We start from the raw sequence: 8711 nt of genomic DNA on the forward strand, positions 1-8711 counted from the left end.
ACCATGAGCCTGACATCGCTCTATCTTGCCTGGGTCGAGGATTTGCCGCCCCGCCTCAATGGCGTGCGCAAAAGGCGCGGCATCGCTCTGGCCATGGACGATGGTGTGGTGCTCAAGACCGACCATTACGCCCCCGACACGCCGGGCGCTCATCCCACCATTCTCATGCGCCTGCCCTATGGGCGGCGGGGTTTCAGCCCCATCGCCGAAGCCTATGCCGAGCGCGGCTTTCACGTCATCGTCCAGGCCTGCCGGGGCACCGAGCGCTCTGGCGGCACTTTCGATCCCTTCACCAATGAACGCGCCGACGGGCTACGGACGCTGGAATGGATCAAGGCCCAGCCCTGGTATGACGGACGGATCGGGCTGACCGGCCCCTCCTATCTCGGCTATGCCCAATGGGCGATCAGCGACGCCCTGCCCCCCATCGCCGCCATGGCCACCAAGGTCACCACCTCAAATTTTCGTCCCGTGGTCTTTCCCTCCGGGGCCTTCCATCTCGGTCTCTGGCTGGGATGGGTGCAGGTCATCGAAGGCCTGCGCAACAGACCGCTGGCCACCGCCGCGCGCATGTTTTCCGGCGACATCGAACGCCGCACCGAAAAGGCCGCCGCCACTTTGCCGCTGCTCGAAGCCGACAAGGCGGTCGTCGGTCACAAGATTCCGTTCTGGCGCCATTGGTTCGCCAATGCCATCGGCAATGATGCGTTCTGGACCGATCTCGACCATTCCCACCGCCTCACCGAACTTACGCCCCCGGTGCATTTCATTTCCGGCTGGTATGATTTCATGCTCGATCCTCTGCTGGCCGATTACCAGCACCTGGTCGAGCTGGGCCACCGCCCCTATCTCACCATCGGCACCTGGTTTCACGTCGCCGAAGAACTCCAGCGCGACAATCTGCGCGAGACGCTGAGCTGGATGCGCGCCAGGCTCCTCGGCGACCAATCCGGTCTGCGCCAGAACCCGGTCCGCATCCACATTTCGGGGTGTGACGAATGGCATGAATTCGACCGCTACCCGCCCGGCCCGGCCCAGCCTTCACTCTGGCATATCGGGCCGGCCGGCGAACTGGCCAATACCGGTGCCAGAGGCACGGGCATTGCCCGCTATCGCTACGATCCGGCCGACCCCACGCCCAGCCTGGGCGGAGCCATCTTTGCCTTTACTGGCGCGGGAGCGGTGGACAATGCCAGCCTCGAAGCTCGTCCCGACGTACTGGCCTATACCGGCCCGGTGCTCACCGCACCTCTGACGCTGATCGGCCAATGCCAGGTCCATGTTCACGCCCGCGCGGCGCTGCCTCATGCCGATTTCTTCGTGCGGCTCAACCAGGTCGGCCCGAACGGGGTTTCCACCAATATCTGCGACGGATTTATCCGGGTCACGCCGGAAACGGCCCGCGAGTCGGACGGGTCGTGGCGGCTGACAATCCCCCTCCACGCCACCGCCCATTGCTTCCGCCCCGGCTACCGCCTGCGTCTGTTGATCGCCTCCGGCGCCCATCCGCGCTATGCGCGCAATCTGGGCACGGGCGAGCCGATCAACACCGCGACAAGCATGCTTGCCAACGACATCGAAATCTTTCACGCCGGCACGGCGATCACCCTGCCGACCTATATATTGGATTGAAAAACTCACCCAGGCCCGCGCGTCACTCTCGGGTTCGACCCGAAAGTGACGATGATGCGATAGGCTTTAAGCCAGCTACTTCTTGTCCCGCGCCTTGACCTTGCGCCGTGCCGCATGCAGCAGCGGCTCGGTATAGCCGCTTGGCTGATCGGCGCCATGCAATGCCAGATCGAGCGCCGCCTGGAAGGCCACGGACTGGAAGTTCTCGCTCATCGGCCGATAGATCGGGTCGCCGGCATTCTGCTGGTCGACAATAGCGGCCATGCGCTCGAAAACGGATGTCACCTCATCGCGGCTGACCAGGCCATGACGCAGCCAATTGGCAACGGCCTGGCTGGAAATCCGGCAGGTGGCGCGGTCTTCCATCAATCCGACATTGTTGATGTCGGGCACCTTGGAACAGCCGACGCCCTGCTGCACCCAGCGCACCACATAGCCAAGAATACCCTGCGCATTATTCTCAAGCTCGCGGATGATCTCTTCGCGGTTGAGCGAATAAGGCACTTGCACCGGCATCGAGAAGAGATCCGCCAGCGGCGGCAAGGATTGATTGTGCCGGCGTTTTTGCGCTTCGAACACATCGACCTGATGATAATGCAGCGCATGCAGGATCGCCGCCGTCGGCGAGGGCACCCAGGCGGTATTGGCGCCGGCATTGGGATGGCCGATCTTGGCGTCCATCATCGCCGCCATATCGTCGGGTCTTGCCCACATGCCCTTGCCGATCTGCGCCTTGCCGGAGAACCCGGTTTCGAGCCCGATCAGCACATTGCGATCCTCGTAGGAGGCGATCCACTTCTCCGCCTTGATCTCGTCCTTGCGCAGCACCGCGCCGGCTTCCATCGAGGTGTGGATTTCGTCGCCGGTCCGGTCGAGAAAGCCGGTATTGATGAAGAACACCCGGGCGCGCGCTTCATAGATGGCGGCCTTGAGGTTGGCCGAGGTCCGGCGCTCCTCGTCCATGATGCCGATCTTGATCGAATTTGGCTTGAGGCCGAGGAATTTCTCCACCGACGCGAAGATCGCGCAGGCAAAGGCTACTTCCTCGGGTCCGTGCATCTTGGGCTTGACCACATAGATCGCGCCATTGCGGGCATTGCCGCCCTTGTCGTGCAGGGCACAGAGCGCAGTGATGGCCGCATCCATCAGCCCCTCGCCCACCGGCTTGCCATCGAGCAGCACGGCGTCACTAATCATCAGATGCCCGACATTGCGCACCAGCAAGAGCGAGCGGCCCCTCAGCACCAATTCCTTGCCGGTGACGTCCTTGTAGACGCGATCGGCCTTGAGCTTGCGGGTGATCTGCTTGCCGCCCTTTTCGAACGTGTCTTCGAGCACGCCATTCATCAGGCCCAGCCAGTTGCGATAGACTCCAACCTTGTCCTCGGCATCCACGGCCGCGACCGAATCCTCGCAATCCTGGATGGTGGTCATCGCCGCCTCGACGATCACGTCGCTGAGACCTGCCTGGTGTGCCGAGCCGATCAGCGTATCAGGAGCGATCACCAGAACCACATGCAGGCCATTGTGCCGAAGCACGATTTCCCCGGCCTTTTCCGTGCCGCCATAGCCGACAAAGGCGTCGGGATCGCGCAGGCCGGTTCGGCCGATTTCGGTATCGACCACCAGAATGCGCGTCTCGCCATCCTTGATGATGTGATAGCCGCTCGCGTCCTTGTGGCTCCCACCGGCCAGCGGGAATGTCGCATCGAGAAAGTCGGCGGCCTTGGCCACCACCGCCGCGCCGCGCGCCGCGTTGTAATCCTTGCCCGGCGCCAGATCGCCGTCGCGGCTGATCGCATCGGTGCCGTAAAGCGCGTCATAGAGCGAGCCCCAGCGCGCATTGGCGGCATTGAGCGCATAGCGGGCATTGGAAACCGGCACCACCAATTGCGGCCCGCAAATGCTGGCAATTTCGGGGTCCAGCCCCTCGGTCTCGATGCTGAAATCACCCGGCTCATCGACGAGATAGCCGATATCGCGCAGGAATTTCTCATAGCCGGCCGGATCATTGGCCACCGGGCCGTGCTGGCGATGCCAGTCGTCGATCTGGCCCTGCAAGTCGTCGCGCCGAGCCAGAAGCCGCGCATTGGTCGGCACATGTTCGGCCAGCATGGCCGCAAAGCCGTCCCAGAACTGCTCCGCCGACACCGAGGTGCCGGGCAACGCCTCTTTCTCTACGAAATCCACCAGAAGCGGGTGCACGGAAAGGCCGGATTTCGTCAGATAGGTGCTCATACCAGATGTCCTTGGGCAAACAGCTCGGCGACAGCTTTAGGCCATAGAAGCGGGGCTCACAAGTCGGCTAGGGCCGACTTCGTCCTGACGCCGGCCACATAGACTTCCGCCACCGCGCGGTCGTCTCCCAATGTCTGGAGCAGGAACAATTCCTCCGCCAGCGTTTCGACATTGCCCATCCGCATACGCATGGTCGGCGTGGCCCGCGCGTCGAGCACAACCAGGTCCGCCGCGCGTCCCGGCGCGATGGAGCCGATTGTTTCAGCCAGTCCCAGCGCCTCGGCATTGCCGCACGTGGCCATGTGGAACGAGGCGAAGGGGTTGAGCCGCTGCCCGCGCAATTGCAGCACCTTGTAGCCTTCGTCTAGCGTGCGCAGCATGGAGACGCTGGTGCCCCCGCCAATATCGGTGGCAACACCGATCCGCACGCCTTGCTTGACCAGCCGCTCGCGGTCGAACAGGCCCGAGCCGAGGAACAGGTTCGAAGTGGGGCAGAACACCGCCACCGCACCCGTTTCGGCCAGGACGCCGGTTTCGCGGGTGTTGAGATGGATGCAATGGCCCAGCAGCGTCTTGCGGCCCAAAAGGCCATAATCCTCATAGATCCCGGTATAGTCCTGACTGTCGGGATAAAGCTCCATGGAATAGGCAATCTCGGCGTCGTTCTCGCTGAGATGGGTCTGCACGTAGCATTCGGGATGCTCGGCCACCAGCGCCTGTGCCGCCGCCATCTGTTCGGGCGTCGAGGTGATGGCGAAGCGCGGCGAGATCGCATAGAGCGCCCGCCCCCGCCCATGCCAGCGCGCGATCAGCGCCTTGGTGTCGTCATAGCCCGATTGCGCCGTGTCGCAGAGCGCTTCGGGGGCATTGCGATCCATCATCACCTTGCCGCCGACCATCAGCATGTTGCGCCGCTGCGCCTCGGCAAAAAAGGCGTCCACCGACCGCGGATGGCTGGAACAATAGGCCACGGCGCTCGTCGTCCCGTGCCGGATCAGCGCATCGTAAAAATCCGAAGCCACCGCTTCGGCATGGCCCTGGCGGGAGAATTTCTGCTCCTCGATAAACGTATAGGTATTGAGCCATTCGAGCAGTGATCCCGCATAGGCCGCCATCATCTGGCTCTGCACATAGTGCAGATGCAGGTCGATGAAGCCAGGCAGGATCAGGTTGGGTCGATGATCGATGATCTCGGCGCCGGCGACATCGGCTTCGGCGAAATCCTCTACCGCGACGACGAGGCCATCCTCGATGCACACCGCCCCGTCCTCGAGATAGAGGTAGCTCTCCGCGTCATCCAGCGCCTGTGGCGTGCGATGAAAGCTCAGCACCCGTCCCCGCAGAATAGTCCGGGTCACGAGCCTGAACCTTCGCGGAACCATTCCACCAGCAGCGCCCGTTCCGCAGGCGTCATCTCCGAGACATTGCCCGGCGGCATGGCATGGCTCCAGCCCGCTTGAATCACCACCTCACGCGCCCGGTTGGCGATGGCCACGTCATTGTCGAGAATGACGTTCTTGGGCGGCTGATAGAGCCCTTCCCAGGCTGGCTCCGCCGTGTGGCACATGGCGCAGCGGGTCTGCACCGCCAGGCTTGCAGCGGCGAAATGCTCGGTCGCCATGAACCGCTCGCCGCTCGCCGTCGCCAAGGTTTCGCTGTCGGCGCCCGGCAGTCTGGGCGCGGTGGACAGCCAGGCGATCACCAGCATCAGAATCACGGCCACGGCCCAGGTCCAGTGCGGATTGCCCTTTCGGGCGTGGCGGGTGTTGAAATAATGCCGGATGACGACGCCGACGAGGAAGATCAGCGAGGCGATGATCCAGTTCCACTGGGTCGCGAAGGCCAGCGGATAATGGCTGGACAGCATGAAGAAGATCACCGGCAGGGTTAGATAATTATTGTGCAGGCTTCGCTGCTTGGCGATCTTGCCATATTTCGCGTCCGGCACGCGCCCGGCCTTGAGATCGGCGACGACGATCCTCTGGTTGGGAATGATGATCATCGCCACATTGGCGGTCATGATGGTCGCGGTGAACGAACCCATATGCAGCAGTGCGGCGCGGCCGGTGAAAACCTGCGTATAGCCCCAGCTCATCGCCACCAGAATGGCGAACAGCACCAGCATCAGCCCGGTCGTGGACTGCCCGATCGGCGATTTGCACAGGGTATCATAGAGCAGCCAGCCCAGAACGATCGAGCCCGCCGACAGAAGGATTGCCACCCAGTTCGGCACATCGAACACATTGCGGTCGACGAGATAAAGATCGGCGCCCACGTAATAGAGCAGTGCCAGCAGCATCGCGCCGCTGAGCCAGGTCGCGTAGCTTTCCCATTTGAACCAGGTCAGGTGCTCGGGCAGGAATTCGGGCGCCACGAGATATTTCTGGATGTGATAGAAACCACCGCCATGCACCTGCCATTCCTCGCCATGAGCAAGCGGCGGCAGGCTGGGCGTCTGGCGCAGGCCGAGATCGAGCGCGATGAAATAGAAAGACGAGCCGATCCAGGCGATGGCGGTCACCACATGCAGCCAGCGCACGGCAAACATCGCCCATTCATAAAAGATTGCGTAATCGGGCATCGTCTTCTCCCCCCAGCCACTGAGCCCTTCGTCGTCCCGTGGGAGAGGAAGGATCGCGCGCAGCGCGAGACGGGTGAGCAATTCCACCCGTTGAACGGCCCGAATTCCCTACCCCGCCTTCGGGCATCCTTTCCCGCAAGCGGTGAAGGTCGCCGCCTCAGCCCTGGCGGCACAATCGGAAAGGGCTGGCGATTGCTCGCCAGCCCCTGAAGTTGATCGCTTAGCTGTTCACGCCGGCGACGAACCAATCCATGGCCCACAGGCCCGCATCGTCGATGATCTCGCCCGCTGCCGCGCGTTCAGTGCCGGCATTGTCGATGATCGGACCGCTGAACGGGTTGACCGTCCCGTCGATGATGCCGTTCTTGACGGCTTCGGCGGCGGCCACGACATCGGCCGGGATCTTCTCGTTATACTTGCCAATGACCACTTCGCCGGCGGCGATGCCGGGCCAGCTGTCATCGGAGACCCAGGTACCGGCCTGCACGTCCTTGACCACCTGGATGTAGTGGGGAGCCCAGACGTCGATGATGGCGCTGAGATGCGACTTGGGCGCAAAGGCGCTCATGTCGGCACCCTGGCCGAAACCGCCGACAATGCCGCGCTCCTCGGCAACCTGCAGGGCTGCAGGGCCGTCCGAGTGCTGGGCGATGATGTCGGCGCCCTGATCGATAAGGGCACGGGTAGCGTCCGATTCCTTGGCCGGATCGTGCCAGCTCGACAGCCACACGACATTGACCTTGATATCGGGATTGACCTTCTGGGCCGCCAGCGTGAAGGCATTGATGCCCATCACCACTTCGGGGATCGGGAAGGTACCGATATAGCCGATGGTGTTGGTCTTGGAGAGATGCCCGGCCAGCGTACCCATGACGGCGCGACCTTCATGGAAGCGCGCATTATAGGTGCCCACATTGTCCGAACGCTGGTAGCCGGTGGCGTGCTCGAACACGACATCGGGGAACTCGCGCGCAACCTTGATCACATAGTCGCCGAAGCCGAAGCTGGTGGCGAAGATGATCTTGTTGCCCTGCTGGGCCAGTTCGCGCAGCACGCGCTCGCAGTCCGGGCCTTCGGCGACGCTTTCCACGAAAGTGATTTCGACCTGGTCGCCGAACTCGGCCTTGATCGCTTCCGCGCCGACCCAGTGACCATAAGTCCAGCCATTGTCGTCCTTGGGACCGACATTGACGAAGCCGATCTTGAGCGGGCCATCCTGGCCGAAGGCCATGGAACCGAGCAGCGGCAGGGTGAGGCCCGCTGCGCCGATGCGGAGGACATTACGCCGGGTAATCAATGTCATTGGGTTTCTCCTTGAATGACGGTTTCTTGTTATACTTACTGGCTGGGTAGGAAAGGCTTGCCGAGGCATGCGGGCGCCGCCGAATTGCCCGAACGGCGCAGCGAGATGAGGACCAGGACCATGATCGTCGCCAGATAGGGCAAGGCCGCCCAGAACTCGGACGGGAAAAATCCCATATTGCCCGAAGCCTTGGTGTAGAGCTCGATGGTCATGACCAGTCCAAACAGATAGGCGCCTGCCAGCAGGCGGAATGGCCGCCAGGCGGCGAAGACAACTAGCGCCAGCGCGATCCAGCCGCGTCCGGCCGTCAGCCGCTCGGCCCATTGCGGGGTCAGCAACAGCGGAAAGCAACTGCCGGCAATGCCCGCCATGGCGCCGCCGAACGCTACCGCCGCATAGCGCACGCCAATCACCGAATAGCCGATGGAATGGGCGGAAAAATCGTTCTCGCCCACCGCCCGCAGGATGAGGCCGGCCCGTGTCCTGTTGAGAAAGAACCACACCGCGACGACCAGGATCAGCGAGAAATAAACCAGCGGACTATGCCCGAAGACCAGCCGCCAGATCGGATGGAGCGCCAGTTCGGCAGGGAAGACAGAGCGGAACAATTCGATCGGCCGGCCGGTATAGCCCTGCCCGAACAGGGCCGAAAACCCGGTGCCAAAAATGGTCAGCGCCAGCCCGGTTGCCACCTGATTGGCCGACAGGGTCAGGGTCAGGAAAGCGAAGATCATCGAGGCCGCGGCGCTCGCAAAGGCGGCGCAGGCAATGGCGAGCCAGGGATTGCCGCTCGTATAGGTGACGGCGAAGGCCACGACCGCCCCGATCAGCATCATGCCCTCGACGCCCAGGTTCAACACCCCGCTCTTTTCGACGACCAGTTCGCCCAGCGCCGCGATCAGGATCGGCGTCGATGCGCCGATCAGGGTGAAGATGATAGGGATCAGCAGGTCCATA

General features: G+C 62.8%; 6 protein-coding genes. 1 reads left to right on the forward strand and 5 read right to left on the reverse strand.

What is annotated here, in order from left to right; translation table 11 throughout:
* Nucleotides 1–3 precede the first annotated feature (3 nt).
* Nucleotides 4–1632, forward strand: coding sequence for a CocE/NonD family hydrolase (locus tag H0482_RS05135; protein ID WP_193728917.1), 1629 nt, complete (start codon nucleotides 4–6; stop codon nucleotides 1630–1632).
* A 75-nt stretch (nucleotides 1633–1707) separates the two neighbouring features.
* On the opposite strand, the gene H0482_RS05140 is transcribed toward H0482_RS05135, so the two are convergent.
* The 5 genes from H0482_RS05140 to H0482_RS05160 all read right to left on the reverse strand — a co-directional run bounded on the left by H0482_RS05140 (nucleotide 1708) and on the right by H0482_RS05160 (nucleotide 8710).
* Nucleotides 1708–3870 carry a malate synthase G gene (locus H0482_RS05140; RefSeq protein WP_193728918.1) on the reverse strand — a complete coding sequence of 721 codons (2163 nt, stop codon included), beginning with the start codon at nucleotides 3868–3870 and terminating at the stop codon, nucleotides 1708–1710.
* A gap of 56 nt (nucleotides 3871–3926) precedes the next feature.
* Nucleotides 3927–5228 (reverse strand): guanine deaminase, encoded by a 1302-nt coding sequence (guaD, locus tag H0482_RS05145; RefSeq protein WP_193728919.1) that lies wholly within the window; start codon nucleotides 5226–5228, stop codon nucleotides 3927–3929.
* Complete coding sequence (locus H0482_RS05150) at nucleotides 5225–6451, reverse strand: urate hydroxylase PuuD (RefSeq protein ID WP_193728920.1); 1227 nt, start codon at nucleotides 6449–6451, stop codon at nucleotides 5225–5227. Before H0482_RS05150 ends, guaD begins: the two co-directional genes overlap by 4 nt.
* A 220-nt stretch (nucleotides 6452–6671) precedes the next feature.
* Complete coding sequence (locus tag H0482_RS05155) at nucleotides 6672–7754, reverse strand: BMP family ABC transporter substrate-binding protein (RefSeq protein WP_193728921.1); 1083 nt, start codon at nucleotides 7752–7754, stop codon at nucleotides 6672–6674.
* A 35-nt stretch (nucleotides 7755–7789) separates the two neighbouring features.
* Nucleotides 7790–8710: an ABC transporter permease gene (locus H0482_RS05160; protein WP_193729098.1), complete on the reverse strand. Its 921-nt coding sequence runs from the start codon at nucleotides 8708–8710 to the stop codon at nucleotides 7790–7792.
* Nucleotide 8711 lies beyond the last annotated feature (1 nt).

The organism is Devosia faecipullorum, assembly GCF_015158295.1.
Taxonomy (GTDB): Bacteria; Pseudomonadota; Alphaproteobacteria; order Rhizobiales; family Devosiaceae; genus Devosia; species Devosia faecipullorum.

What these genes read in the sequence shown, in the direction of transcription:
- H0482_RS05135 (WP_193728917.1), top strand. Translation starts at nt 4, where the DNA reads ATGAGCCTGACATCGCTCTATCTTGCCTGGGTCGAGGATTTGCCGCCC.
- H0482_RS05150 (WP_193728920.1), bottom strand. Translation starts at nt 6,451, where the DNA reads ATGCCCGATTACGCAATCTTTTATGAATGGGCGATGTTTGCCGTGCGC.
- H0482_RS05140 (WP_193728918.1), bottom strand. Translation starts at nt 3,870, where the DNA reads ATGAGCACCTATCTGACGAAATCCGGCCTTTCCGTGCACCCGCTTCTG.
- H0482_RS05155 (WP_193728921.1), bottom strand. Translation starts at nt 7,754, where the DNA reads ATGACATTGATTACCCGGCGTAATGTCCTCCGCATCGGCGCAGCGGGC.
- H0482_RS05160 (WP_193729098.1), bottom strand. Translation starts at nt 8,710, where the DNA reads ATGGACCTGCTGATCCCTATCATCTTCACCCTGATCGGCGCATCGACG.